22 protein-coding genes and 1 riboswitch are annotated in these 22,848 nt (G+C 73.4%); of the genes, 13 read left to right on the forward strand and 9 right to left on the reverse strand.

Annotated elements, in window-relative coordinates:
* Positions 1–97: 97 nt before the first annotated feature.
* Positions 98–1,045, reverse strand: a complete 948-nt coding sequence (locus ACFVYI_RS10180) for an ROK family protein (RefSeq protein ID WP_387883002.1) — start codon at positions 1,043–1,045, stop codon at positions 98–100.
* Between the two features lie 312 nt (positions 1,046–1,357).
* Between ACFVYI_RS10180 and ACFVYI_RS10185 the strand changes: the two genes are divergently transcribed.
* Positions 1,358–2,629: an extracellular solute-binding protein gene (locus tag ACFVYI_RS10185; RefSeq protein ID WP_387883004.1), complete on the forward strand. Its 1,272-nt coding sequence runs from the start codon at positions 1,358–1,360 to the stop codon at positions 2,627–2,629.
* A gap of 34 nt (positions 2,630–2,663) precedes the next feature.
* Here ACFVYI_RS10185 and ACFVYI_RS10190 read toward each other — a convergent pair whose 3' ends face one another.
* On the reverse strand, positions 2,664–3,008 hold the full coding sequence (locus tag ACFVYI_RS10190) for a cupin domain-containing protein (RefSeq protein WP_387883007.1): 345 nt from the start codon (positions 3,006–3,008) through the stop codon (positions 2,664–2,666).
* A gap of 103 nt (positions 3,009–3,111) precedes the next feature.
* On the opposite strand from ACFVYI_RS10190, the gene ACFVYI_RS10195 reads away from it, so the two are divergent.
* Together ACFVYI_RS10195 and otsB are read left to right on the forward strand one after the other, a co-directional pair.
* Positions 3,112–3,351, forward strand: a complete 240-nt coding sequence (locus tag ACFVYI_RS10195) for a DUF3263 domain-containing protein (protein WP_387883010.1) — start codon at positions 3,112–3,114, stop codon at positions 3,349–3,351.
* Positions 3,352–3,461: 110 nt separating this feature from the next.
* The gene (gene otsB / locus ACFVYI_RS10200) at positions 3,462–4,304 is read left to right on the forward strand and encodes a trehalose-phosphatase (protein WP_387883012.1); all 843 of its coding nucleotides are present in this window, start codon (positions 3,462–3,464) and stop codon (positions 4,302–4,304) included.
* Between the two features lie 54 nt (positions 4,305–4,358).
* Here otsB and ACFVYI_RS10205 read toward each other — a convergent pair whose 3' ends face one another.
* Together ACFVYI_RS10205 and ACFVYI_RS10210 are read right to left on the reverse strand one after the other, a co-directional pair.
* Positions 4,359–5,828, reverse strand: coding sequence for a trehalose-6-phosphate synthase (locus ACFVYI_RS10205; RefSeq protein ID WP_387883014.1), 1,470 nt, complete (start codon positions 5,826–5,828; stop codon positions 4,359–4,361).
* A gap of 54 nt (positions 5,829–5,882) precedes the next feature.
* Complete coding sequence (locus ACFVYI_RS10210; RefSeq protein WP_387883016.1) at positions 5,883–6,920, reverse strand: glucosyl-3-phosphoglycerate synthase; 1,038 nt, start codon at positions 6,918–6,920, stop codon at positions 5,883–5,885.
* Positions 6,921–7,069: 149 nt separating this feature from the next.
* Positions 7,070–7,202: riboswitch (SAM riboswitch) on the forward strand.
* Positions 7,203–7,219: 17 nt separating this feature from the next.
* On the opposite strand from ACFVYI_RS10210, the gene thrC reads away from it, so the two are divergent.
* From thrC to ACFVYI_RS10235, 5 genes are all read left to right on the forward strand, one after another.
* Positions 7,220–8,506: a threonine synthase gene (gene thrC, locus ACFVYI_RS10215; RefSeq protein WP_387883017.1), complete on the forward strand. Its 1,287-nt coding sequence runs from the start codon at positions 7,220–7,222 to the stop codon at positions 8,504–8,506.
* A gap of 65 nt (positions 8,507–8,571) precedes the next feature.
* A complete protein-coding gene (locus ACFVYI_RS10220) occupies positions 8,572–8,850 on the forward strand; it encodes a ubiquitin-like small modifier protein 1 (RefSeq protein ID WP_387883020.1) in 279 nt (92 codons plus the stop codon).
* Between the two features lie 603 nt (positions 8,851–9,453).
* Positions 9,454–9,657, forward strand: a complete 204-nt coding sequence (locus ACFVYI_RS10225) for a cold-shock protein (RefSeq protein WP_030289665.1) — start codon at positions 9,454–9,456, stop codon at positions 9,655–9,657.
* Positions 9,658–10,107: 450 nt separating this feature from the next.
* Positions 10,108–11,730, forward strand: coding sequence for a chaperonin GroEL (groL, locus tag ACFVYI_RS10230; protein ID WP_387883023.1), 1,623 nt, complete (start codon positions 10,108–10,110; stop codon positions 11,728–11,730).
* 99 nt (positions 11,731–11,829) lie between these two features.
* A complete protein-coding gene (locus tag ACFVYI_RS10235; protein ID WP_360624918.1) occupies positions 11,830–12,192 on the forward strand; it encodes a hypothetical protein in 363 nt (120 codons plus the stop codon).
* A gap of 90 nt (positions 12,193–12,282) precedes the next feature.
* Here ACFVYI_RS10235 and ACFVYI_RS10240 read toward each other — a convergent pair whose 3' ends face one another.
* Positions 12,283–12,960, reverse strand: a complete 678-nt coding sequence (locus ACFVYI_RS10240) for a hypothetical protein (RefSeq protein ID WP_387883025.1) — start codon at positions 12,958–12,960, stop codon at positions 12,283–12,285.
* A 91-nt stretch (positions 12,961–13,051) separates the two neighbouring features.
* Between ACFVYI_RS10240 and ACFVYI_RS10245 the strand changes: the two genes are divergently transcribed.
* The 3 genes from ACFVYI_RS10245 to ACFVYI_RS10255 are packed head-to-tail and all read left to right on the forward strand — an operon-like array spanning position 13,052 to position 15,076.
* Positions 13,052–13,399 carry a PadR family transcriptional regulator gene (locus tag ACFVYI_RS10245; RefSeq protein ID WP_387883028.1) on the forward strand — a complete coding sequence of 116 codons (348 nt, stop codon included), beginning with the start codon at positions 13,052–13,054 and terminating at the stop codon, positions 13,397–13,399.
* Positions 13,396–14,334 (forward strand): hypothetical protein, encoded by a 939-nt coding sequence (locus ACFVYI_RS10250; protein ID WP_387883030.1) that lies wholly within the window; start codon positions 13,396–13,398, stop codon positions 14,332–14,334. The genes ACFVYI_RS10245 and ACFVYI_RS10250 overlap by 4 nt, the downstream gene beginning before the upstream one ends.
* Before the next feature lie 55 nt (positions 14,335–14,389).
* A complete protein-coding gene (locus tag ACFVYI_RS10255; RefSeq protein WP_387883032.1) occupies positions 14,390–15,076 on the forward strand; it encodes a copper homeostasis protein CutC in 687 nt (228 codons plus the stop codon).
* A gap of 91 nt (positions 15,077–15,167) precedes the next feature.
* Here ACFVYI_RS10255 and ACFVYI_RS10260 read toward each other — a convergent pair whose 3' ends face one another.
* Positions 15,168–17,219 carry a HelD family protein gene (locus ACFVYI_RS10260; RefSeq protein WP_387883034.1) on the reverse strand — a complete coding sequence of 684 codons (2,052 nt, stop codon included), beginning with the start codon at positions 17,217–17,219 and terminating at the stop codon, positions 15,168–15,170.
* A gap of 300 nt (positions 17,220–17,519) precedes the next feature.
* Between ACFVYI_RS10260 and ACFVYI_RS10265 the strand changes: the two genes are divergently transcribed.
* Positions 17,520–17,714 carry a hypothetical protein gene (locus ACFVYI_RS10265; protein WP_387883037.1) on the forward strand — a complete coding sequence of 65 codons (195 nt, stop codon included), beginning with the start codon at positions 17,520–17,522 and terminating at the stop codon, positions 17,712–17,714.
* Between the two features lie 13 nt (positions 17,715–17,727).
* On the opposite strand, the gene ACFVYI_RS10270 is transcribed toward ACFVYI_RS10265, so the two are convergent.
* Positions 17,728–19,365, reverse strand: coding sequence for a DNA repair helicase XPB (locus ACFVYI_RS10270; RefSeq protein ID WP_387883038.1), 1,638 nt, complete (start codon positions 19,363–19,365; stop codon positions 17,728–17,730).
* 82 nt (positions 19,366–19,447) lie between these two features.
* A complete protein-coding gene (locus ACFVYI_RS10275) occupies positions 19,448–19,858 on the reverse strand; it encodes a hypothetical protein (protein WP_387883041.1) in 411 nt (136 codons plus the stop codon).
* Between the two features lie 104 nt (positions 19,859–19,962).
* On the opposite strand from ACFVYI_RS10275, the gene ACFVYI_RS10280 reads away from it, so the two are divergent.
* Positions 19,963–20,223: a hypothetical protein gene (locus ACFVYI_RS10280; protein ID WP_387883043.1), complete on the forward strand. Its 261-nt coding sequence runs from the start codon at positions 19,963–19,965 to the stop codon at positions 20,221–20,223.
* Between the two features lie 25 nt (positions 20,224–20,248).
* On the opposite strand, the gene ACFVYI_RS10285 is transcribed toward ACFVYI_RS10280, so the two are convergent.
* Complete coding sequence (locus tag ACFVYI_RS10285) at positions 20,249–22,804, reverse strand: helicase-associated domain-containing protein (RefSeq protein WP_387883046.1); 2,556 nt, start codon at positions 22,802–22,804, stop codon at positions 20,249–20,251.
* Positions 22,805–22,848: the final 44 nt, after the last annotated feature.

Below are 22,848 nucleotides of genomic sequence, written 5' to 3' on the forward strand. Positions count from 1 at the left end.
AGGCGGTCGCCCTCGACGACACCGCCCGACAGGACCAGCCGGGCGCCGGCCAGTGCGATGCCCTCGGGCCGGGCCGCCGATTCGATTCGCGCGGTGGTCACGCGGTCACCTCCATGGAGAGCAGATCCCAGGCGAGCAGGCCCGCGCCCAGGGACGCGGCGGTGTCTTTGAGCATGGCGGGTACGACCTCGGGGGGCATCTGGAAGGTCAGCCGCTCGGAAACCGCTGCGCGCAGGGGAGCGAAGAGGGTGTCGCCGGCCTCGGCGAGCCCGCCGCCGACGATCACCGTGGACGGGTCGAGCAGGCTCTGGGCGAGCACGATGCCGTCGGCGAGGGCGTCCACCGCGTGCTGCCAGACCGCGACCGCGCGGGGGTCCCCGGCGTCCACCGCGACGGCGCAGGATGCCGCGTCGGCGTCGGGGTCCCCGCTGGCCCCGGCCCAGGCGCGGGAGACGGCGGAGGCGGAGGCGAGGGTCTCCAGGCAGCCCCGGGCGCCGCAGCCGCACTGCGGGCCGCCTGGGCGGACCACGACGTGGCCGATCTCGCCGCCGTAGCCGTGGGCGCCGGCCTCGATCCGGCCGCCGATGCCGATGGCGCCGGCGATGCCGGTGCCCAGCGCGATGAACAGGAAGCGTTCCACACCCCGCCCGGCGCCGAGGCGGCCCTCGGCGAGGCCGCCCGAGCGCACGTCGTGGCCGAGGGCGACCGGCATCGCGGTGCCGCCCGCCCCGGCCAGGCGCTCGCCCAGCAGCTTGCGCAGCGGCAGGTCCCGCCAGCCGAGGTTGGCGGAGAAGACCGCGATGCCGTTCTTCTCGTCGATCGTCCCCGGGACGGCGACGCCCGCCGCCAGCGGGGCGACGCCGAAGCGGCTGCGGCCCTCGTCCGCCAGATCGGCGGCGAAGTCGAGGATGGCGGCGACGACGGCATCAGTGCCGTGCTCCCGCCCGGTCGGTCGGCGTGCTTCGAACAGCACGGAGCCGTCCTGGGCGAGCAGCGCGGCTTTCATGCCGGTGCCGCCTACATCGAGTGCGATGACGTGCTTCACGGAGGACAGTTTCCCTTGGCTGGGTCGGAGAGGTCTAGTCCAGTTGTCGGATTGGTCTGGTCCAAAGTAGGTGAGCTTTGTCGCAGAACCATGTGGTGTGCGGCACTTTGCGCGGGCCCGGCGCGGGCGGTTTTCACGCCGTTTCATTGCGCATCGTGCAATGACCTCCGCACTTCGATAACTACCCGGCGGGGACGGCCCACAGGTGTGGACCACTGTGCACTGTGTTTGGCAGTGTTGCCGCCTCCCCCCTGCCGGATCCCCCCGTCCGGCTCCCCCGCTTCCTTTCACCCCCCGAAGGCGGTACCCGCGTTGATCAGACGCGCCCAGGCCCCCACCCGGCTGCTCGGCACCGCGCTGGCCGGAGCGCTGCTGCTCACCGGCTGCGGCGGCCAGGACGACAAGACCGTCACGCTCAAGCTGGTGGCGGCCGACTACGGCGAGGACGCGGCGACCAGCTCCAAGCTGTACTGGGACGACGTCGCCCGGCGCTTCGAGACCGCCAACCCGGGCATCAAGGTCGACGTCGAGGTGGCGAGCTGGACCGACATCGGCAAGCGGGTCGACGACCTGGTGGCCGCCGGCAAGTCGCCCGACCTGCTGCAGACCGGCGGCTTCGCCGACCAGGCCGTGGCGAACCGGCTGTACCCGGCCGGGGACGTGCTCTCGCTGGAGACCCAGGCCAACATCATGGAGTCGTTCGCACACGCCGGGCAGGTGCTCGGGACGCAGTACGGCATTCCGTTCGTCTCCTCGTCCCGGGTGCTCTTCTACAACAAGGCGGTCTTCCAGAAGGCCGGGATCACCCAGCCGCCGACCACCTGGAACGAGCTCCGGCAGGCCGCCGAGAAGATCAAGGCCAAGGTGCCCGGGGTCACGCCGTACGGGCTGCCGCTCGGCCCGGAGGAGGCCCCGGCCGAGTCGATGCTGTGGACGCTGAGCGGTGGCGGGAGCCTCTCCGACGACGTCGGCAACTACACCATCGACAGCGTGGAGAACCAGGCCACCTTCAACTGGCTGCGCACCAACCTGGTCGACACCAAGCTGACCAACCCCGACCCGGGGAAGACCAACCGCACGCCGATGTTCACCGACTTCGCGGCGGGCAAGGTCGCGATGCTGAACGGGCACCCGACGCTGCTGCGGATGGCCGCCAAGGGGAAGATCGACTTCGGGACGGCGCCGATCCCGAAGAAGGACGGGCTGGCGAAGACGGGCAGCCTCGGGGTGGCCGACTGGATGATGGCGTTCAAGGCGAACGGGCACCGGAACGAGATCCGGAAGTTCCTGAGCTTCGTGTACGCCAAGGACAACCAGCTCAAGTTCGACGAGACGTACAACCTGCTGCCGGTCACCCAGGACGCCTTCACCGAGGTGACCAAGGGCGGCAGGCACGAGGACCTCAAGCAGTTCGCGGCGGGGCTGACCAACGCGAGCTTCTACCCGTTCGGTGACCCGGCCTGGGCGGACGTCAGCAACCGGATCAAGACGGGCATCGGCGGGGCCGTGACGGGCGACGCCAAGCAGGTGCTGGAGGGGCTCCAGGAGTCCGCGGTGAAGGAGGCGGCCCGGGTCCGCAAGTGACGGATCCCGGGCCGGCCGGCGGGTGCGGCGGACGTCAGAGGGTGATGGCGTAGGCCTTGCGGAGGGTCTCGTGGACCGTCCAGGTGGTGCGGTCGCCGGCCCGCAGCACGGCGCAGTCGCCCGGACCGACCTCCAGGGTCGGGCCGCCGTCGATCTCGATGGTGGCCCGGCCGCTGAGCACCACGAACATCTCGTCGGCCTCGACGTCGGTGACCACGCCGGGGGTGATCTGCCAGAGACCGCGCAGCTGGCGGCCGTCGGGGGACTCGGAGAGCACGCGGCCGGAGACCTCGGGGGTGCCGGAGACGATCTGGGCCGGGTCGAGCGGGTCGGGTTCGAGGTCGGCGGTCGGGACGTGCACGGCGAAGCTGGGCGTCATGGGGCTGACGCTAACCCGGGCCGGCACCCGGCGGGGGGCGCAAGGTGTGTCCGGTCCCCGGGGGAGAATGACACTCCGTAGTGGTGGACGGAGGTGGGCGCGGATGGGTGCGGGCACGGACGGGCTCGACGAGCGGGACACGGCGGTGCTGGAGCTCGAAGGGCGGCAGTGGCGGACGGCCGGGGCCAAGGAGCGGGCGATCCGGGAGGAGCTGGGGCTCTCCAGTACGCGGTACTACCAGCTGCTGAACGCCCTGCTGGACCGGCCTGAGGCGCTGGCGCACGCGCCGGTGCTGGTGAACCGGCTGCGGCGGGTGCGGGAGGCGCGCCGCGCGGCCCGCTAGCCGGCGCGGGCCGTACGGCGCGGGCACGGGGCCGGCGACGGGGCCGGGGCGCGCGGCCGTTCGGGCGCGCGCGGGAGGGTCGGGCCCGGGAGGCTGGGTAGGGTCCCGGCATGGCTCTTGAGGAGATGGCGAAGCCGGGGACCGAGGCCGGGCGGACGGGGTTGGAGGCGATCCTCCGGGCGCCCCGGGAGGCGGTGGTGGCGCTCGATTTCGACGGGACGCTGGCGCCGATCGTGGCGGATCCGAGCGCGGCACGGGCGCATCCGGGGGTGGCGGGGGCGCTGGCGGGGCTGGCGCCCAGGGTCGGGGCGATCGTGGTGGTGACCGGTCGGCCGGCGGCCCTGGCGGTGGAGTACGGGGGGCTCGGCGCGGTCGAGGGCGTGGTGGTGCTCGGGCACTACGGGGCCGAGCGCTGGGAGGGCGGCGAGCTGACGGCGCCACCGGCGCACCCGGGAGTGGCGCAGGCACGGGCCGCGCTGGACGGCGTACTGGCGCGGGCCGGGGCGCCGGCGGGGACGTGGGTGGAGGACAAGGGGCGCTCGCTGGCCGTCCACACCCGGCGGACGGAGGCACCGGAGCAGGCGTTCGAGCTGCTGCGCGCGCCGGTGGAGGCGCTGGCCACCGAGCACGGGCTGGTGGTGGAACCGGGGCGGCTGGTGCTGGAGCTGCGGCCGCCGGGGGTGGACAAGGGGGCCGCGCTGACCGGTTTCCTGCGCGAGCGGGGCGCCCGGGCGGTGCTGTACGCGGGGGACGACCTGGGGGACGTGGCGGCCTTCGCGGCGGTGGAGAAGCTGCGCGGGGAGGGGCTGGCCGGGCTGCTGGTGTGCAGCGGGACAGTCGACGGCGACGCGCCGGTGCGCGAACTCGCCGACCGGGCGGACCTGGTGGTCGCGGGCCCGGCCGGCGTGGTGGAGCTGCTGACGGAGCTGGAGGCGGCGCTCGCCCGGCGGTGACGGCGCGGTGACGCGCGGCACCGGCCGGCGGCCCGCCGGCCGGTGCCGCGGCCGTCAGCCCAGTGCCGCCAGCTGGTCGAGGAACCACTGCTGGGGCGGCAGCGCCGTCGCGGCGGCGGCGAGGCGCTTGGTGCGGTCGGCGCGTTCGTCGGCCGGCATGGTGAGCGCCGTGTGCAGGGCCTCGGCGGTGGCGATGACGTCGTACGGGTTGACGGTCAGGGCGTCGTCGGCCAGCTCGGCGTGGGCGCCTGCCTCGCGGGAGAGCACCAGGGCGCAGCCGTGGTCGGAAACCACCGGGACCTCCTTGGCGACCAGGTTCATCCCGTCGCGGATCGGGTTGACCAGCGCGACGTCGGCCAGCCGGTAGGCCGCGAGCGAGCGCGGGAAGTCGTCGTTGACGTGCAGGATCAGCGGCTGCCAGTCCGCGGTGGCGAACTCCGCGTTGATCTCGGCGGCGAGCCGCTCCACCTCGGCGGTGTAGGCGCGGTATTCGGCGAGGTCGGTGCGGGACGGGTAGGCGAAGGCGATGTGGACGACGCGGTCCAGCCACTCGGGGCGGGTGCGGAGCAGGTGCCGGTAGGCCTGGAAGCCGCGGACGATGTTCTTGCTCAGCTCGGTGCGGTCGACCCGGACGACGGTGCGGCGCCCGCCGACGGCCTCGCGCAGGGTGGCGAGCCGTTCGTCGACGTCGGGGCGGTGGGACCGTTCGCGCAGGAAGTCGGCGTCGGCCCCCAGGGCGTGGACGCCGAGCCGGGTGGTGCGGCCCGCGTGCGTGACGGTGAGGGCGTCGCGGTCGACGGCTGCGCCGAGGACGGCCGCGCAGCAGTCGGCGAAGGCGAGGGCCCAGCGGCGGGTGAGGAAGCCGGCCCGGTCGGCGCCGAGGATGCCGGTCAGGACGCTCTCGGCGACGTCGTCCGGCAGCAGTCGGAAGTACTCGGGCGGGGCCCACGGGGTGTGCGAGAAGTGGCCGATGCGCAGGTCGGGGCGGGCGGCCCGGAGCAGGGCCGGGGCCAGCGAGAGGTGGTAGTCCTGGATCAGCACCGCGGCCCCGGGCGCGGCCTCGGCGGCGAGGGCGTCGGCGAAGGCGGCGTTGTAGGCGGTGTAGGCCTGCCACTCGACGCGGAACTCCGCGCCGAAGGAGGGGGCCGTCGGGGTGGCGTAGAGCAGGTGGTGGACGAACCAGAGGGTGGAGTTGGCGACGCCGTTGTAGGCGCGGGCGAAGGTCTCCGGAGCTATGTCGAGCATCCGGACCGCCTGCCCGCCGACCTCGTGGCCGGCGCGGTCCAGGCGGCCCTGGGGGGCCTCCCGGGCGGCCCGGCGGTCGGCGTCGCCGAGCGCCGCGCAGACCCAGACGGCGTGCGGGTCGTCGATCGCGGAGAGCCCGGACACCAGCCCGCCGCCGCCTCGGCGCAGGGTCAGGGTGCCGTCGTCCGCCGTGCCGAAGGACACCGGTCCCCGGTTGGAGGCCACCAGGACGGCGGCGGAACCGGTCGCACTCGAACGTTCGGTCGTGAGATCGCCCATGGTTGGCATGTTGCCGTGGGTCCGGGTCGGCAAACCCCCGCCCGGCCCCCGGACCTAACCGCCGTGGCGGTTCGCGTACTCGGGGACGGTGTGCATCGGGGGCCGTTCCACCGCGGTGACCGGGTGGGTGTGGGCGGTGAAGGCGCGGGTCCGCGGGTCGCGGGTGAACTGGGTGAGCAGCGGGTGGACGAGGTCGGCCGAGGCCTTCAGCCGGTGGGTGCGGTCGAGGCGTTCCAGGGCGGTGCGGTAGATGGTGGCGGCCATCCGGCCGAGTGCCTGGCCGTCCTGGTGGCGGTGGTGGCGTACGCCCACGTCCACCTGGGCGAGGGCGTCCAGGCCGGCGAACTCCAGGGCGTCCACCAGGAGGCCGAGCTCGACGCCGTAGCCGGTGGGGAACGGCAGCCGTTCGAGCAGTGAGCGGCGGGCCGCGTACTCGCCGCCGAGCGGCTGAACGAAACCGGCGAGTTCCGGCCAGTGCAGGTTGAGCAGCGGGCGGGCGACCAGCTCGGTGACCCGCCCGCCGCCGGAGGGGACGATGGCGGCGTCGCCGGTGGCGGAGCCGCTCGACGCCACTTCGAGCGGGCGGTCGTACATGGCCTTGACCAGCTGGATGTCCGGCTCGGTGAGCAGCGGGCCGATGATCCCAGAGACGAAGGTGGGGTCGAAGGCCCGCAGGTCGGCGTCGACGAAGCAGACGATCTCGCCGCTGGTGACCAGCAGCGAGCGCCAGAGCACCTCGCCCTTGCCGGGGGCGGCGGGCAGCCGGGGCAGGATGTCGTCGCGGTGGACCACCCGGGCGCCGGCCGCGGCGGCCGCGGCGGCGGTGCCGTCCACGGAGCCGGAGTCGACGACGACGAGCTCGTCGACCAGGGGCAGCTCCTCCATCAGCTCGCGGCGCACGGTGCGGACGATGTCGCCGACGGTGGCCTCCTCGTCCAGGGCGGGCAGCACCACGCTGACGGTGCCGGCCGGGCCCGCCGCCTGCTTGGCCTCCAGCAGGGCGCGCACCGGGCGGTCGGCCGCGCTCCAGGAGCGGCGGCGCAGCCAGGACGCCGCCTTCGGGAGGAGCGCGGGTGTCGGTTCGGCGGGCACGGAACTCTCCTCGGCGGATCGGGGTGGGACAGGGCATCTCGCGTGGCGGACGGTCCCGTTCAGGGTTGACGCCTTCGGATACAGTCTTCGTACAGCGATCGGACCTTCGCACGCCGGGGTCACCGCTGAGCAGGACCACAACTTCACAGAGCTCATCCAGAGGGACTGAGGGAACGGCCCGTTGACGTCCCGGCAACCTTCTCGCACGGCAGGCCTCGGGCCCCGGCGGGACAGGTGCCAATTCCGTCCTGTGGCGCGCCCGCGTCACGGGGAAGATGAGGAGAGAGGCCTCCGCCATCATGGCTATCGACACCGCCGCACCCGCACCCGCCACCGTTGATCTCGGCCCCGCCGTCGCACTGTCCTGTCGCGAGTGCGGTACCCGCTTCCCGCTCGGTCCCAGCTTCGCCTGCCTGGAGTGTTTCGGGCCGCTGGAGATCGCCTACGACTTCGGGAGCGAGGGCGCGGAGGAGCTCCGCAAGCGGATCGAGGCCGGTCCGGCGTCGATCTGGCGCTACGCGCCGCTGCTGCCCGTCCCGGCCGACGTCGCCGGCAAGCCGAACCTCAACCCGGGGTGGACCCCGCTGGTGAAGGCGGACAACCTGGGCCGCGAGCTCGGGTTCACCGCCCAGCTGCACGTCAAGGACGACTCGGGCAACCCGACGCACTCCTTCAAGGACCGCGTGGTCGCCTGTGCGATCGAGGCGGCGCGGGCGTTCAACTTCACCACCCTCTCCTGCTCCTCGACCGGCAACCTGGCCGGTGCGGTGGGCGCGGCGGCGGCCCGGGCCGGCTTCAAGTCCTGCGTGTTCATCCCGCACGACCTGGAGCAGGGCAAGGTCGTGATGGCCGGTGTCTACGGCGGCGAGCTGGTCGGCATCGAGGGCAACTACGACGACGTGAACCGCTTCTGCTCCGAGCTGATCGGGGACCCGGCCGGTGAGGGCTGGGGCTTCGTGAACGTCAACCTGCGCCCGTACTACGGCGAGGGCTCCAAGACGCTGGCGTACGAGATCTGCGAGCAGCTCGGCTGGCGACTGCCGGAGCAGATCGTCATCCCGATCGCCTCGGGTTCGCAGCTGACGAAGATCGACAAGGGCCTGCAGGAGCTGATCAAGCTGGGCCTGGTCGAGGACCGGCCGTACCGGATCTTCGGCGCCCAGGCGGCCGGCTGCTCGCCGGTGTCGACGGCCTTCAAGACCGGCCAGGACGTGATCCGGCCGGTCAAGCCGAACACCATCGCCAAGTCGCTGGCGATCGGCAACCCGGCCGACGGCCCGTACGTGCTGGACATCGCCCGCCGCACCGGCGGGGCCGTCGAGGACGTCACCGACGCCGAGGTGGTGGCCGCGATCAAGCTGCTGGCCCGGACCGAGGGCATCTTCGCCGAGACCGCGGGCGGGGTGACCGTCGGCGTGCTGAAGAAGCTGGTGGAGACCGGGCAGCTGGATCCGGCCAAGGAGACCGTCGCGATCAACACCGGTGACGGTCTGAAGACGCTGGACGCCGTCTCCGACTCCGGGATGACCGCCGTCATCCGCCCGACGCTGGCCTCGTTCCGCGACGCCGGCCTCGCGTCCGCCTGACCCACCCGCAGCCCCCCGCAGCCCGGCCGTTGCGCCGTTGCGCCGTTCCGCCCGAGGAGACCCCCATGAGCGCCACCGTCCGCATCCCGACCATCCTGCGCACCTACACCGGCGGCACCGCCGAGGTGACCGCCGAGGGCGCCACCCTGGGCGACGTCATCGCCGACCTGGAGAAGAACCACGCCGGGATCGCCGCCCGGATCCTGGACGACGCCGGCAAGCTGCGCCGGTTCGTCAACGTCTACGTCAATGACGACGACGTCCGTTTCGCGGAGGGCCTGGCCACCGAGATCAAGGACGGCGCGAGCGTCTCGATCATTCCCGCGGTGGCCGGCGGCTGCTGACCCGCCCCTTTCCGACCAGGTCGTTTATCGGCCGGGTCGTTTCCGACCAGGCCGTTCGCACGTACGGAATTCCGCTCTCCGTACGTGCGAGCGGCCCGTCGCATTCCGGCGGGAATATTTTTCGGTCCGGGGGAGTAGAGTGTCGCTCGTCCGGGAAGAGGGCATCCCCTCCCCCCTCGCTTCCGGTACTCGAATCCGTCCGCGCCCGTACTGCCGGTGTCTGTCCGGCCGCTGAGACCGGCGCCGGGGCCGTGACCGTGAAACATGTCAGGCAGATGTCAGAATTCTCGAAGGCATTTGGGTAATTCGTCCGCTATGTCCGGCGTGAAATGCCGATTTCCTCCCGCTTTGGCCTGGCCTGTCCCTTGACGGGCCGAGTGAATTCCCGGCGGTTGACCCTGTTGCAGAGGGCGTCGATCCGGATACATTCAGCCGCGGTCGACGCAATCACCCGCTCACCGGATGCCTTCCGGTGGTCTCCGCGGACGATTGTGGCGTGCACGGCTGCGCCCAGGGGGGGTTCCCCGGGCCGGCCTCAAACCAGACCCGGGCCCGCGACCTGCGGGCGCGTGAAGGGCCAGCACAGCACTAGGGGAGTTCGGAATGGCTCAGGGCACCGTCAAGTGGTTCAACGCGGAGAAGGGCTACGGCTTCATCGCGGTCGACGGTGGTGCGGACGTCTTCGTCCACTACAGCGCGATCCAGATGGACGGCTACCGCACCCTTGAGGAGGGCCAGCGGGTCGAGTTCGAGATCTCTCAGGGGCAGAAGGGCCCGCAGGCGGACATGGTCCGCGCCGCGGTCTGACCTTTCCGACCCCAGGAGTTCGGCTCGGCCCAATCGGCTGGTGCACCTCTTGCTTCACGACGGGCCCGTACGACATATGTCGTACGGGCCCGTCGGCATGTCCGACGAGGGCCGGCGCGGGCGGTCGGCGGAGGGCTCCGTGGCGGGTCGGCGGGGGGTTCGGCGAGGGCGCGGCGAGGGTCCGACGCGGGGTCGGCGCGGGGTCGCCGACGGGCCCGCGGGGGCGGCCCGCGGGGGCGGACGCGGCTCGCGGGTTGGGCGATTGGGCTTGCACTCGCCTACCCGGAGTGCTAATCATTGGCGTTAGCACTCACAGTGTGAGAGTGACAGCGGACCGGGTCGGTGAGGCCCCCGGGAGCGGTAGGGGAAAGGACCCCCGCACACCAGGGCCGTCCGTCGCGGGCACCCCTTGGTCCGAGCAGTCGACCGTGTCCCGGAGGACCACTTCTGATGGCCAAGATCATCGCCTTTGATGAGGAAGCTCGCCGCGGCCTTGAGCGTGGCATGAACCAGCTCGCCGACGCGGTGAAGGTCACGCTCGGCCCCAAGGGCCGCAACGTCGTGCTGGAGAAGAAGTGGGGCGCTCCCACGATCACCAACGACGGTGTCTCCATCGCCAAGGAGATCGAGCTCGAGGACCCCTACGAGAAGATCGGCGCGGAGCTCGTCAAGGAGGTCGCCAAGAAGACCGACGACGTCGCGGGTGACGGCACCACCACCGCCACCGTGCTGGCCCAGGCGCTCGTTCGCGAGGGTCTGCGCAACGTCGCCGCCGGCGCCAACCCGATGGCCCTGAAGCGCGGTATCGAGAAGGCCGTCGCGGCCGTCTCCGACCAGCTGCTGGCCCAGGCCAAGGACGTGGAGACCAAGGAGCAGATCGCCTCCACCGCCTCCATCTCGGCCGCCGACACCCAGATCGGCGAGCTCATCGCCGAGGCCATGGACAAGGTCGGCAAGGAAGGTGTCATCACCGTCGAGGAGAGCAACACCTTCGGCCTGGAGCTCGAGCTCACCGAGGGCATGCGCTTCGACAAGGGCTACATCTCCGCCTACTTCGCCACCGACCTGGAGCGGATGGAGGCGACCTTCGAGGACCCGTACATCCTCATCGCCAACTCCAAGATCGGCTCGGTCAAGGACCTGCTCCCGCTGCTGGAGAAGGTCATGCAGAGCGGCAAGCCGCTCGTCATCATCGCCGAGGACGTCGAGGGCGAGGCCCTGTCGACCCTGGTCGTGAACAAGATCCGCGGCACCTTCAAGTCCGTCGCCGTCAAGGCCCCGGGCTTCGGCGACCGCCGCAAGGCCATGCTCGGCGACATCGCCATCCTCACCGGTGGCACCGTGATCTCCGAGGAGGTCGGCCTCAAGCTGGAGAACGCCGGCATCGACCTGCTGGGCACCGCCCGCAAGGTGGTCATCACCAAGGACGAGACCACCATCGTCGACGGTGGCGGCGACAGCGACCAGGTCGCCGGCCGCGTGAACCAGATCCGTGCCGAGATCGAGAACAGCGACTCGGACTACGACCGCGAGAAGCTCCAGGAGCGCCTCGCCAAGCTGGCCGGCGGCGTGGCCGTCATCAAGGCCGGCGCGGCCACCGAGGTGGAGCTCAAGGAGCGCAAGCACCGCATCGAGGACGCCGTTCGCAACGCGAAGGCCGCCGTCGAGGAGGGCATCGTCGCCGGTGGTGGCGTCGCGCTGCTGCAGGCCGCTGTCGCGTTCGACAAGCTGGAGCTGGAGGGCGACGAGGCCACCGGTGCCAACATCGTCCGCGTGGCGCTGGAGGCCCCGATCAAGCAGATCGCGACCAACGCCGGCCTCGAGGGCGGTGTCGTGGTGGAGAAGGTGCGCAACCTCCCCGCCGGTCACGGTCTGAACGCCGCGACCAACACCTACGTCGACCTCATCGCCGAGGGCATCATCGACCCGGCGAAGGTCACCCGCTCCGCGCTGCAGAACGCCGCCTCCATCGCGGCGCTGTTCCTCACCACCGAGGCCGTCATCGCCGACAAGCCGGAGAAGGCCGCCGCGGCCGCCGGCGGCGGCATGCCGGGCGGTGACATGGACTTCTGATCCTCTCCGGATCGGTCGATTCCTGATCGCACGGGCGGTTCCCCTCGGGGAGCCGCCCGTGCGGCGTTGTGTCCGGCCCCGGTTTGGGACAATGGGCGGATGGCTGCCACCGCTGACGACATCGAGAACGCCCTGCACAACGCGCGGGCGCTGATCCTGGCCGACCTGACCGCGCGGGACGTGGCGGACGCCGCCGTGGTGTCGCTGGTGGAGAACGCCGTGACGCACCGCCGGTGGTGGCTCGAACAGTGGCCGGACGGCGCCGACTACGTGCTCGGTCTGGTCGCCCAGGACGTCCAGGACGCGCTGCTGGAGGCGTACGGCCGCTGGCCGCTCTGCACCTCCTGCGCGGCCGACGGGGACCCGCACGCGCTCGGTGTCGAGCCCGAGCTGGGGCCGGAGCCGCACTGGGTCTGCGGCAAGGCGGGGGTGGTGGTGGCGCCCGTCGGGGAGCTCGCCTGATCGTGACCGGCCCGGCTCCGGCGCTCCGTGCGCCGGGCCGGGCCTTTGCGTTCGATGCGTTCGTCGGCCGGGACGCCCCGAGCGGCCCGGTCAGCCGTCGAGCCGGCCGAGTTCGGCCGCCAGGTTGGCGCGGGCGGCGGCGTCGAAGCGCTCGTGGGCGGTGGGGGTGCGGTAGAGCGCGGGCAGTGCCAGGAGCCGGCGCAGGACGTCGGCGCGCCCGGCGCGGAAGTCCGGATCCGGGACGAAGGCGTACTCCTCGCGGACCGCGGCCGCGTACGCGGTGTAGGCCTGCGGGGCGCCGCCGAGGACGGCGAGGTCCGCGTCGCAGAGCACCTCGCCGTCGCGGTCGCCGGGCTCGGGACGGTGCGTGACGGTGAGCCGGACCAGCCGGGCGACCTCGGCGGTCCGCCGCTCGGACAGCCCCGCCTCGGTGAGCGCCCGGACGGCGAGGGCGGCGCTGCGCTCCTCGTTCTCGGAGCGGTCCGGGCGGTAGACCGCGTCGTGGAACCAGGCGGCCAGCCGGACGGTGTCCGGGTCGTCGGCGTGCGCGGCGAGCGCGTCCACGTGCCCGAGCACCGCCCGCAGGTGGTCGGTGATGTGGTAGCGGCGCTGCGGTTCGGCCCAGCGGCCCAGCAGGTCGCGCCCGTAGGGCGCGGGGTCGGCTGCGGCGCCGCAGCGCCGGAGCAGGGCGGTCCAGTCGGCGAGCAGGTCGGCGGGCGGCCCGGCGGGCAGGTCGGCCGGGACGGGGGCGGCGGGCTGGTTCGGCATGGGCTCATTCTGGCGGCTCCCGGGCGCGGAACGGCCGCGGATCGGCGGGCCCACTGGACCGCATATGTAGTTTGACGATATATGTAGTTCCATGACAGAACGAGCCATGCAGGAGCCGACGCTGCTTCTGCTCACCGCGCTGGCCGATGCGCCCAGACACGGCTACGCGCTCATCCAGGAGGTCACCGCGATCTCCGACGGCCGGGTGAAGATGCGCACCGGCACCCTCTACGGCGCGCTCGACCGGCTGCTCCAGCAGGGCCTGATCGAGGTCGCCGCCGAGGAGGTCGTGGACGGCCGGGCCCGGCGCACCTACGCGCTGACCTCGGGCGGCCGCGCCGCGCTGGCGGCCGAGGCGGGGCGACTGCGCGCGGTCGCCTCCGAGGCCGAACGCCGGCTGTCCATCGTCCTCTCCAGGGTCAGGGGGACCTTCGCGTGAGCATGCAGACCATCGGCCGGCCGATCGCCCTGCGGGCGGCGCTCCAGCTCTACCCGGCCCACTACCGCCGCGAGCGTGGTGAGGAGCTGGCCGCCGTCTTCGCCGACAGCACGGCGGAGGCGGACAAGCCCACCCTGATCCGGGAGGCGCTGGACCTCGCCGCCTACGGTCTGCGGATGCGCGCCCGGCTGACCTCGGCCTCGGCTGCCGGGCGGCTGCTGGCGCTGGCCGTTCCGCTGGTGGCCGGTACCGCCGCGGGCGTCGGCCTCCACCCGTGGGTCAGCGACCCGGACCTGATCGCCTGGCAGCTCGACGGCCCGCGGTCCTCGCTGCTGATGGTGCTGGCCCTGTTCGCGGCGCCGGTGGCCACGCTGCTGCTGGCCGTGGCGGCCGCGCTGGGGCAGTGGACGGCGGCGCGGGTCCTCTCGGCGGCGGTGATCGGTGTCGGTCTGCTGAACCTGGCGGACTCCCTCTCGATCGGGCACCCCGACGCGTGGTGGGTCCTCTACAGCTCCACGTCCGCGCTGCCGTTCGTGCTGTCCGGTCTGCTGGTGCTCCTCGCGCCGGGCGATCTGCTGGGCCGGCCGACCTGGCGGACCGGGGCGCTGGTGCCGCTGGGGGTGGTCGGCGGTCTGCTGGTGGTCGCGGCGCAGGGTGGCTACGACACCCGCTACCTGATGAACGACCCGTGGGCCGGCCTGCTGCTGATGGGTCCGCTGCTGCTGGTGGCCACCGCGGCGCGCGGGTGGCTGGTGCCGGCGGCGATCGGCCTGGCGGTGCTGCCGCTGACCGTCGCGTTCAGCCTCTTCAGCCTCTGGGAGTCGGCCGGTGGGATCTGGAACCTGTTGGCGGTCGGCGGGGCCGGCGCCGCGTTCGTGGCGGTGGCCGGGCTCGGCTGGCGGGGTCTCGAAAGCATGCGCCGGTCGGAGGCGTGACCGATCGGCCGCGCGGGTCTCGCCCGGGGCTTCGGGATGTGGCAGGCTGTCTGATATGTCTAGACCAATTTTCGAAGTCATCGCGCTGACGCCCCAGGACGCCCAGGCCGCCGAGTCGGGCGGCGCCGACCGGCTCGAACTGGTCACGGACATGGCCGCGGACGGGCTCACCCCGTCGATCGAGGACTTCGCCAAGATCCGCGCCGCCGTGGAGCTGCCGCTGCGCGTCATGCTGCGGGTCCGGGACGGCTTCGCGCCGGGTGACCCGGACGAGCTGCGGGCCCGCGCCGCGGCCCTGCGGGCCGAGGGCGCCGACGAGTTCGTCTTCGGCTTCCTGACGGCCGACGGCGCCGTCGACCTCGCGGCCACCGCGGCCGTCGCCGACGCGGTGGCGGGCTGCCGCTGGACGTTCCACCGGGCGATCGACCACAGCGCCGACCGGGCCGCCCTCCGCGCGGCCGTCGGCGCGCTGCCCGGGCTGGACACCTTCCTCACCTCGGGCGCGGCCGCCGGCGTGGACGCGGGCCGGGACGTGCTGCTGGCCGAGCTGGCCAGGGCCGGCGAGCCCGGGTACGGGCAGCGGATCCTGATCGGCGGCGGCCTGCGGGCCGAGCACCTGCCGGGCCTGCGGGCGGCGGGCTTCGACGGCTTCCACGTCGGCGGTGCGGTGCGGGTCGACGGCTGGCAGTCCCCGGTGGACGCCTCCAAGGTCGCCGAGTGGCGGTCCCTGATCGATGGCTGAGCGTGAGAGCGCCGACGGCTGAGCGATCGGCGGCCGGCGACTCGGCACGAAGAAGGGGACCGGCGGTATCCGCCGGTCCCCTTCGCGCTGCTCAGCCCAGCTGCTCGGGCAGCGGCTCGGCGTGCAGCACCGCCAGCCCGGAGACGGCACGGGTGAGCGAGACGTACAGGCGGCGCAGGCCGGTCCGCTCGTCCGGCTCGCCGGCCACCACCGCGGCCGGCTCGTCCAGCACCACGTAGTCGTACTCCAGACCCTTGGCCAGCGAGGCCGGGACGAGGGTCAGCCGGGCCTCGGCGCTGGTCTCGGCGCCGGGGGAGAGGTACGGCAGGCCGGCCGCGGTCAGGGCCTCGGCGAGCTGCGGGACGCGGGCGTCGGCGGCGATCAGGCCGGTCGAGCCCTCGTGCTCCAGCGCCCGGTGACAGGCCGCGACCACCGCCTGCACCAGCTCCCCGGCCGCGATCCGGCGGATCGTCAGCGAGCCGGGCGCCTCACGGACCGAGCTCGCCGGGGCGAGACCGGGGGCGATCGCGGGCAGCAGCCGGGAGGCGTAGGCGATGACCTCCTCCGGCACCCGGAAGCCCTTGGTCAGCTCCTCGATGTGGGCGGCCGGTTTGCCCAGGTGGTGCAGGGCGTCCGGCCAGCTCGCGGTGGCCCAGGGGGTGGTGCCCTGGGCGAGGTCGCCGAGGACGGTCGCCGAGCCGGTGGTGCAGCGCCGGCCGACCGCGCGGTACTGCATCGGCGAGAGGTCCTGGGCCTCGTCCAGCACCACGTGGCCGAGCGAGGGCGTGCGCTGCACCAGGTCGGTCGTCTCGTCCACCAGGACGGCGTCGGCCGGCGTCCAGCGGGCGGTCTTCACCGAGCGGCCGGGCTTGGTCCAGAGCACCGCCCGCTGCTCCTCGGGGGTGAGCACGCCCTCCGCGCACCGCGCCAGGAACTCCGGGTCGGAGAGCAGCCGGTGCACCAGCTTGGCCGGCTCGACCAGCGGCCAGCACTCCTTGACCACCGCCTTGACCGCCGCGTTGCGGGCCACCGCGTCCTGCACCCGGTCGTCCGGGGCCTCGCCGCCCTGCTCCATCTTCACCAGCACGGCGTGCGAGATCCGCTGCGGCAGGGCGTCCCGGGCCGCGCCGTAGCGGATGTCGCGGCCCTTCAGCTCCTCGACGATCTCGCCGAGCTCGTACACCGGCACGCGCCAGCGGCGGGAGCCGCGGACCACCACGCAGGGCTCGGTGGGCGTGGTGATGCCCGAGCGCACGGCCCGCCGCAGCACCTCGGCCATCCGGGCGTCGCCCTTCAACCGGGCCGCCTCGGCGCTGTCCTCGCCGCGCACCTCCACGTGCCCCACCAGCTGCTGCACGGTGGCCTGGGCCACCTCCAGCTCGCCGAGGGCGGGCAGCACCTGCTCGATGTAGGACAGGAAGGCGTTGTTCGGACCGATCACCAGGGTGCCGGTGCGGGCGAGCCGCTCGCGGTGCGCGTACAGCAGGTACGCCACGCGGTGCAGGCCGACGGCGGTCTTCCCGGTGCCGGGGGCGCCCTGGACGCAGACCGTGCCGGTGATGTCGGCGCGGACGATCTCGTCCTGCTCGGGCTGGATGGTGGCGACGATGTCGCGCATCGGGCCGACGCGGGGCTTCTCGATCTCGGCGGCGAGCAGCGCGGAGGAGGTTTCCGTCTCGGCCGGGTCGGTGAGGTGCTCGTCCTCGTAGGCGGTCAGCTCGCCGCCGGTGTAGCCGAAGCGGCGGCGCCGCTCGACGTCCATCGGCTCGGTGCGGCTGGCCCGGTAGAACGGCTGGGAGACCGGCGCGCGCCAGTCGATCACCATCGGGTCGCCGTCGGCGTCGTGGACGTGCCGGCGGCCGATGTAGAAGTTCTCCCCGCCGGAGCCCTCGGACATCTCCTCGCTGATCGCGTGCAGGTAGTCGAGGCGGCCGAAGAAGAGCGGGGTGTGCGAGAGGTCGGCCAGGGCGGCGATCCGGGCCTCGATCTGGTTGTGCAGGACGACGGCGGTGACCCAGGTACCGGTCACGTCGCTGATGTCCAGGGACTCGACGTCCTCGCGCATCGCACGCAGCGCGGAGCGGGAGGCGGCCAGGTGGTCGCGTTCGCGCTGGAGGGGGTCGGTGGTGGGGGTGGCGGGCACAGCGAACCTTCCCGGCTGCCCCGGACGCGGGTGCAGCGGATCGTTGGAGCTCACGGTGGGTACGGCCGACCGGTTGCCGAACGGACGGCGCCTCCCCCGGCTGCCTGCGTGACTCAGCAGGTACCACGGTTCGGGAGGGGGCAGACGGATGATCCTAGACCCGCGGGCCCCGGGGTTCCACCCCCGAGGCCCGGGGGGTGGCCCTCAGGGCCCGCGTACACCTGGAGGACGACCTACGTCCTGCTCGATACGGCCTTTGGGGTGATGTGTCCGGCGCGCCCGGAAACTACCGTGGAAGACATGAGCACCGTACACATCACGGCGCCGCGAGTGCCGTCCCAGAAGTCCACCCCCGGGCTCCCCGCCGGGGCCACCGCCGCGGCCGGCCCCGGCCGCCACCGCAGCCCGCTGACCAAGGCCGTCCGCAACGTCGGCATCGCCCTCGACACCGCCGCGCGCGTGGTCTTCCTCGGGCGCGACGGCGTCAAGTACTGAGCGTTGCCGGGAGCTACAGCACGTCGTCCGCGTCGATGATGCGGTAGGCGTAGCCCTGCTCAGCCAGGAAGCGCTGGCGGTGGGCGGCGAAGTCCTGGTCGACGGTGTCGCGGGCCACCACGGAGTAGAAGTGCGCCGAGTGGCCGTCCGCCTTGGGGCGCAGGACGCGGCCGAGCCGCTGGGCCTCCTCCTGGCGGGAGCCGAACGTCCCGGAGACCTGGATGGCGACGGTCGCCTCGGGCAGGTCGATGGAGAAGTTGGCGACCTTGGAGACGACCAGGACGCTGATCTCCTTGGTCCGGAAGGCCTCGAACAGCTTCTCGCGCTGGGCGTTGCTGGTCTCGCCCTTGATCACCGGCGCGTTCAGCACCTCGCCGAGCTCGTCGAGCTGGTCGATGTACTGCCCGATGATCAGCGTCTGGTCCTTCTCGTGCTTCTTGACCAGTGCCTCCACCACCCGGCGCTTGGTCGCGGTGGTGGCGCAGAACCGGTACCGCTCCTCGGGCTCGGCGGTCGCGTAGGCGAGCCGCTCGGAGTCGGTGAGGGTGACTCGGACCTCGCAGCAGTCGGCGGGCGCGATGTAGCCCTGCGCCTCGATCTCCTTCCAGGGCGCGTCGAAGCGCTTGGGGCCGATCAGCGAGAAGACGTCGCCCTCGCGGCCGTCCTCGCGGACCAGGGTGGCGGTCAGGCCGAGCCGGCGGCGCGCCTGGAGGTCGGCGGTGAACTTGAAGACCGGCGCGGGCAGCAGGTGGACCTCGTCGTAGACGACCAGGCCCCAGTTGCGGGCGTCGAAGAGTTCGAGGTGGGCGTAGACGCCCTTCCGCTTGGTCGTCATCACCTGGTAGGTGGCGATGGTGACCGGGCGGATCTCCTTGCGCGTCCCGCTGTACTCGCCGATCTCGTCCTCGGTGAGCGAGGTGCGCTTGACCAGCTCGTGCTTCCACTGGCGCGCCGAGACGGTGTTGGTGACCAGGATCAGCGTGGTCGACTTGGCCTCGGCCATCGCCGCGGCGCCGACCAGCGTCTTGCCGGCGCCGCAGGGCAGCACCACCACCCCCGAACCGCCGTGCCAGAACCCCTCGACGGCCTGGGCCTGGTAGGGGCGCAGCTGCCAGCCGTTCTGGTCCAGCTCGATGGGGTGCGCCTCGCCGTCCACGTACCCGGCGAAGTCCTCGGCGGGCCAGCCGAGTTTGAGCAGCACCTGCTTGATCTGGCCGCGCTCGGAGGGGTGCACGACGACGGTGTCCGGGTCGACCCGGGCGCCGACCAGCGGGGCGACCTTCTTGGAGCGCAGCACCTCCTCCAGCACGGGCCGGTCGGTGGTGGAGAGCACCAGCCCGTGGACCGGGTGCTTGGTGAGCTTGAGCCGGCCGTAGCGGGCCATGGTGTCGGCCACGTCCACCAGCAGCGCGTGCGGCACCGGGTAGCGGGAGTACGTGACCAGGGCGTCGACCACCTGCTCGGCGTCGTGCCCGGCGGCGCGCGCGTTCCAGAGCCCGAGCGGGGTGACCCGGTAGGTGTGCACGTGCTCGGGCGCGCGCTCCAGTTCGGCGAACGGCGCGATGGCACGACGGCAGTCGGAGGCCCTGGGGTGGTCGATCTCCAGGAGAAGAGTTTTGTCGCTCTGGACGATGAGCGGTCCGTCGTTCACGCGGGGAAGCCCTCCACTGGCTGACAGGTCTGTCGGGACGCAGACCCTCCAGTGTCGCGCATCGCGCGGTGAACCCGGGCGGCTACTTCCACTCGTGCACCGTGACCTTGCCCGTGCCGCTGCCGTCGGTGTCGTACTCGAAGAGCCCCACGGTGTCGTTGAGCTGGACGAAGGACTCGGACTGGCTCTCGAAGAAGACCGCCCCGCGCCAGGCCATGGCGCCGCCGGGGCCGGTGAAGCGGCCGATGCCGCTGCCGTGCCAGCTGTAGGTCTCGCCGCTCTCGCTCATGCCCACGCCCTGGCCCTCGCCGAACAGCGTGCCGTCCGAGCGCAGCTGCGACTCGTAGGTGGCGAACTCCTTGACGCCGACGCCGAGTACGTCGCCGGTCGCCTCGAACGAGACCTCGACCACGGGGTGCACGCCGTCCGTGGTGGCCAGCACCCGCCGGCCGGTGTCCGTGGTGGTCTGCGTGACTATCTGGTTGCCGAGCACGATGGCTCCCTTCGTGATCCCCCACCTTCCGGAGTACGCCGGGTACGACCGACTCGTCAACCGGTCGGCAGTGACCGGTGGGCGGATCGGTCGTTGTGCCGGGCATGAACAAGTCGAAGCGCGCCCTCACCGCTCTCGCCCTCCTCGGTTCGGCCTTCGCCGCGACCGCCTCCTCCGCCGGCTCCGCCCACGCCCTCGCGGGCATCGGCGAGGGCCCGGGCGGGCTGCTGGCCGCCCCCGCCTTCCTGCTCGCCGACACGGCCGGCGGCGGCAGCCTGCCGATCGGCCAGGGCGACATCTCGAAGCTGGCCGACAAGGCGATGGAGGAGAAGGCGAAGGAGCAGGCCGCCAAGCAGGGGCACTGACCGGGAGCGGGCGGTAGCCGCCGCCCTAGTCCTCCAGCTCCGCCACACCGGTGATCCGGTGCAGGGCGAACGTCCGGAGTTCGTCCGCGTGGTGGTCGAAGGCGGTGACGAAGCCGCCTTCGACCTTGACCGGGTCGATGATGCGCTGGCTGGCGATCCCCTCGGCGTTCAGGTAGCCGATCCACATCCGCTCACCGAGCAGGACGGCGGTCTGCAGCGAGGCGAGCGTCTCGGCCGCCGCGGTGCGGGGGAGCCGGCGCGGGTCGGGGGCGGGCTCGCGGCGGACGGCGGTGGCGGCGCGGTCGCCGGCCCGGATGGCCTTGATGGCGGCGGCGAGCAGGGTGTCGTCCGGTGTCGGCGGGCCGTCCGGCACCGGGGCGGGGGCCGAGCGCGGCGGGGTGCGGTGGCTGTCCGGGCGGGTGATCAGGACGTCGCCCTCGGCGGATTCGGCCGCGGGCGCGTAGCCCATGGTGCGCAGGGTGGCGAGCAGCACGTCCGGCGGGGCCTGGGAGGCCAGCACCGTCGGGGCGAGCAGGCGCAGCCGCAGGTCGGCGGAGCGCCGGTCGGCCAGGACTTCGCCCAGCAGCGCCGGGTCGTCGCAGCGCAGGTACGAGGACGCGGCGCCGACCCGCAGGATGCCGTGCCGCCGGGCCACGTCGTCGATCAGGTAGCTGAGCGGCTGCGGGACGGGCGTGCGCGAGTGCTGCTCCAGGAAGGCCTGGAGGTCGGCGGCGCTGCGGCCGGCGTCGAGGGCGCGGCGGACCGACTCGGGGGTGAACCGGTAGACGGTGGCGCCGCCCTTGGACTCGATGTCGGCGCAGAGCGCGAGCGCCTGGGCGAGCGGGGTGAGCAGCGGGCCGGGGGCGATCGCGGTGAGGTCCGGCTGGAGGATGACGTGGTCCAGCGGCTGCGGCAGCAGCGGGGCGAGCACCTCGGCGGGGTCGGCCTCGGCGGTGAGCAGCGCGCGGGCGGGCGCGGCCAGTGCGCCGCGGCCGGTGATGCCGAGCAGCTCGGCCTCGGCGAGGGTCCAGGCCGTGAGGTCGTCCCGCAGGTCGCGTCCCTGGCCGGTGGCCGTGGTCGCCCCGGTGCTGGTGGGGTGCCCGTTGGCGGCGGGCGGCGCGGTGACCGGTCCGCCGCGCAGCGGGCGCTGCCACCGCAGGGTGGGCAGCAGTTCGTCGGCGGTGGCGGGGGTGCCGGGCGGCAGCTCGGCGAGCAGCGCGAGGGCGGCGCGTCGCACGGACGGTGCCAGGGTGCGGTCGAGTTCGGGGCCGAGGGCGGCGCGCTGCTTGCCCTTGCCGTCCGGGCTGCCGGTGAGGCCGGGGACGCGGGTGGCGGTGAGCCAGCCGGCCGCCAGCAGGGCCCAGCGGTCGGCGGTGTCCTGCTGGAGCCAGCCGTCGAACGCCGGGGTGGGGCACCAGCGCTCGTCGGCCTCGCCGTCGGGGGCCAGCAGGCCTGCGGTGTAGGCGAGTTCGAGCCAGAACGCGGTCTGCTGCTCGGTGCTCTCCAGGGCCTGCGCGGTGCGCTTGAGGTCGCGGACGCCGAGCCCGCCGGCGCGCAGGGTCGGCGGCGGGTTGAGGCCCCAGAGGTCGAGCAGCTCCTCGACCGTCCGGACGGCGGTGTACGCCTGCCCGGCGGCGGCGCCGTCCACGGCCTGGGGGTCGCGCGGGGCGCCGGCCGGGGCCGGTTCGGGCTGGACGGGCTCGACCAGGCGGTGGGTGCGGCCGCCGCGCAGGTGCAGGGCGAGCTCCCGGGGCAGCACCACGCTTCCGGGGCTGCTCGGCAGCAGCAGGCCGCGGGCCAGCAGCCACTCGACCGGGCTCTGCGCGTCCTCCGCGGTGACCGGGCGGGTGGCGTCCGGGACGGTGCCGGTGGGCGGGCCCCAGACCAGGCGGTCCAGCAGGCGCAGGGCCGGCTCGGGGGCGGTGGCGAGCAGGGCGTCGCACCGGGCGCGGTCGGTGAACAGGTCGCAGAGCGCGGCGACGGCGGTGACCGGGTCGGGGGTGGCGGGCTGCCCGGCGGAGACCAGCAACTGCTGGATCCGGGCCGGGGACATCCCGGCGGTCGCGTCGGCGAGGGTCGGGCCGAGGCCGGTGCGGCCCGGGTTGGCGGCGGTCGGCGCCAGCGCCTCGCGGGCCGCGATGACCAGCCGCAGTCCGTTGTCGGGGCCCCAGAGCAGTGCGCGCTCGCGCAGGGCGGTCAGGGCGCGGGGCAGGGCGGCGGCGACGGCGGCCCGGTCGGCGGCGCTCAGCGGGGTGGCGCCCGGGTGCGGCTTGACCTTGGCGGGGCCGGTCAGCAGGGTGCGGACGGTGGCCGGGGAGGCGCCGTCGGGGGCGGCGGCCAGGGCCTCGGCGACCTGCAGGGTGAAGCGGTCCAGCCGCTCCAGGGCGCGCAGCGCGGAGGCGCGGGAGGAGAGCCGGGCGGCGAGCTGGGTGAGGTCGCCGGGGACGGGGTTGAGCAGGTCGGGGCGGGACCGGAGCAGGGCGGCGAGGTCGTCGTCCGCGCGGCTGCGGAGCTCCTCGGCGAGGGTGCGGGGGCCGGCGGGCGCTTTGCCGGTGCGTTGGGGGCCCTGCTGTGTGGTCATTCGACCTAGGTTAGTCGCGTCGGGTGTCGGTGGGGATCCGTCGT

The organism is Kitasatospora sp. NPDC058218 (assembly GCF_042882445.1).
In the GTDB taxonomy this organism is placed as follows: domain Bacteria; phylum Actinomycetota; class Actinomycetes; order Streptomycetales; family Streptomycetaceae; genus Kitasatospora.

What these genes read in the sequence shown, in the direction of transcription:
- ACFVYI_RS10190 (WP_387883007.1), bottom strand. Translation starts at nt 3,008, where the DNA reads ATGACGCCCAGCTTCGCCGTGCACGTCCCGACCGCCGACCTCGAACCC.
- ACFVYI_RS10195 (WP_387883010.1), top strand. Translation starts at nt 3,112, where the DNA reads ATGGGTGCGGGCACGGACGGGCTCGACGAGCGGGACACGGCGGTGCTG.
- otsB (WP_387883012.1), top strand. Translation starts at nt 3,462, where the DNA reads ATGGCTCTTGAGGAGATGGCGAAGCCGGGGACCGAGGCCGGGCGGACG.
- ACFVYI_RS10205 (WP_387883014.1), bottom strand. Translation starts at nt 5,828, where the DNA reads ATGGGCGATCTCACGACCGAACGTTCGAGTGCGACCGGTTCCGCCGCC.
- thrC (WP_387883017.1), top strand. Translation starts at nt 7,220, where the DNA reads ATGGCTATCGACACCGCCGCACCCGCACCCGCCACCGTTGATCTCGGC.
- ACFVYI_RS10220 (WP_387883020.1), top strand. Translation starts at nt 8,572, where the DNA reads ATGAGCGCCACCGTCCGCATCCCGACCATCCTGCGCACCTACACCGGC.
- ACFVYI_RS10225 (WP_030289665.1), top strand. Translation starts at nt 9,454, where the DNA reads ATGGCTCAGGGCACCGTCAAGTGGTTCAACGCGGAGAAGGGCTACGGC.
- groL (WP_387883023.1), top strand. Translation starts at nt 10,108, where the DNA reads ATGGCCAAGATCATCGCCTTTGATGAGGAAGCTCGCCGCGGCCTTGAG.
- ACFVYI_RS10235 (WP_360624918.1), top strand. Translation starts at nt 11,830, where the DNA reads ATGGCTGCCACCGCTGACGACATCGAGAACGCCCTGCACAACGCGCGG.
- ACFVYI_RS10240 (WP_387883025.1), bottom strand. Translation starts at nt 12,960, where the DNA reads ATGCCGAACCAGCCCGCCGCCCCCGTCCCGGCCGACCTGCCCGCCGGG.
- ACFVYI_RS10245 (WP_387883028.1), top strand. Translation starts at nt 13,052, where the DNA reads ATGACAGAACGAGCCATGCAGGAGCCGACGCTGCTTCTGCTCACCGCG.
- ACFVYI_RS10255 (WP_387883032.1), top strand. Translation starts at nt 14,390, where the DNA reads ATGTCTAGACCAATTTTCGAAGTCATCGCGCTGACGCCCCAGGACGCC.
- ACFVYI_RS10265 (WP_387883037.1), top strand. Translation starts at nt 17,520, where the DNA reads ATGAGCACCGTACACATCACGGCGCCGCGAGTGCCGTCCCAGAAGTCC.
- ACFVYI_RS10280 (WP_387883043.1), top strand. Translation starts at nt 19,963, where the DNA reads ATGAACAAGTCGAAGCGCGCCCTCACCGCTCTCGCCCTCCTCGGTTCG.
- ACFVYI_RS10285 (WP_387883046.1), bottom strand. Translation starts at nt 22,804, where the DNA reads ATGACCACACAGCAGGGCCCCCAACGCACCGGCAAAGCGCCCGCCGGC.